Raw genomic sequence first — 1525 nt, forward strand, 5'->3', positions numbered from 1 at the left:
ATATATGGCAATTTAAAGACAGACAATCTCGGTAGCTTTTGGACATTCTGAGTTGGTAGAAACAGTCATTCCTGAGTGGTTCTATCACCTTTGTCCGTCACCCCTGAATGCTTCTATCAGGGGTCCATGGTATTTAAAAGTATTTGGATTCCCGATTAAAGATTTCGGGAATGACGGAAAAGGGAGGTCGTCACCCCTGAATGGTTCTAAATCATTTAAGGGAAAAGCCTTTGGATTCCCACCTCCTCGTCACCCCGGCAATCTTTAAGCCGGGGTCCACAGCATTTAAAAACCAAAGAAAAAACAAAAACCTCTGGATGCCTGATAAAAGATTTCAGGCATGACGGGTGAGGTGAATTACCGATTGCTAACTTCGGGAATAGCGGAGGGGGTGAGTGCCTCGCTAAATTTCAGGCATGAGGGAAGAGGGAATTATCTACCAGAAATTGATTCAAAATCAACATACAAAATGAAGCAGCTGATATCAGAAAGGAATTAAACCGGGAAAAAGAGCACTGCTTGAACGGGAGTCTACTTGATAGTTTCTAAAAAGCTTTCCGGGGTGAAAGCTGTTAGCTTACCCTTTATCTTGTTTACTATGTTGATGAAATCTCTATCTCTTGATACTAAGAAGCCAGAAATTTTATCAACTACACTTAAGTAAATAGCATCAAATGGATCTAACATGTGCGATGCTTGAAAGTTAAAACCAGTAATAAGATCAGTTTCCTCGGGAATAATTATCCCAAAATTATCAATTTTCCCGAGGTCTCTAATTACCTCTTCTATCTCTAATTCCTTCCACTTTTTCTTTCTTCTTAAAACAAACCTTATCTCCATGATATTGATTAGTGTGGTATAAAGAACAATTTCTTCCTTCTCTGCCTTCTTTAGGATTTCATAGGGGGCTTCCCAGAGGGCCTCTCCTTCTTTGGTAGCCTCTTTACATAACCAGTTGAGAATAACATCAGTATCTAAAAAAGCTTTAATACTTCCCATATCCAGTGCTTCTTAATTCTTTCAACAATTCAGTGCTGGTTTTTTCTTCTTCCTCCAGAGCAAATTTTCCCAGAAGCTTATCGACGATATCTACCTTCTCTTTTCTTATCACTTCATACCCGAGGTTTTCCATAAATTTAACCATCTCTTTTACATCCATGAATTCACCTCCCTTACTCCATCTTTATTATACTATGGGCAATAAGGGGAGTAAATCCCTATTATCCCGGAAAAAACTAATGCTTAACCCCAAAAAAGACAGGCAGTCTACGACGTAAGATAAAAACATAAATAAAAATACAAAAGACTACTGGTGGAAAAAGCCTCCGCGTCGTCACCCCTGAATGCTTCTATCAGGGGTCCATGGTTTTAAAACAAAAGAAAAAGCAAAAACTTGGATTCCCGATAAAAGATTTCGGGAATGACGGAGGGGGATGTCACCCCTGAAGGCCTCCATCATCACCTTATCTCTCATTCCTGAATGGTTCTATTGCCCCTTTTTCGTCACCCCGGCAATCTTTAAGCC

2 protein-coding genes are annotated in these 1525 nt (G+C 39.8%); both read right to left on the reverse strand.

Annotation, left to right across the window (positions count from 1 at the left end):
* Positions 1-531: 531 nt before the first annotated feature.
* A complete protein-coding gene (locus tag GXZ17_RS09975; RefSeq protein WP_409377135.1) occupies positions 532-999 on the reverse strand; it encodes a type II toxin-antitoxin system VapC family toxin in 468 nt (155 codons plus the stop codon).
* A complete protein-coding gene (locus GXZ17_RS09980) occupies positions 986-1159 on the reverse strand; it encodes a hypothetical protein (protein WP_409377136.1) in 174 nt (57 codons plus the stop codon). The genes GXZ17_RS09975 and GXZ17_RS09980 overlap by 14 nt, the downstream gene beginning before the upstream one ends.
* Between the last annotated feature and the right edge of the window lie 366 nt (positions 1160-1525).

This window comes from Candidatus Sordicultor fermentans, from assembly GCF_012728195.1.
Classification (GTDB): Bacteria; Atribacterota; Atribacteria; order Atribacterales; family Caldatribacteriaceae; genus Sordicultor; species Sordicultor fermentans.

Bases quoted from the DNA above. Each gene is read 5' to 3' on its own strand.
- GXZ17_RS09975 (WP_409377135.1), bottom strand. From the start codon at position 999: ATGGGAAGTATTAAAGCTTTTTTAGATACTGATGTTATTCTCAACTGG.
- GXZ17_RS09980 (WP_409377136.1), bottom strand. From the start codon at position 1,159: ATGGATGTAAAAGAGATGGTTAAATTTATGGAAAACCTCGGGTATGAA.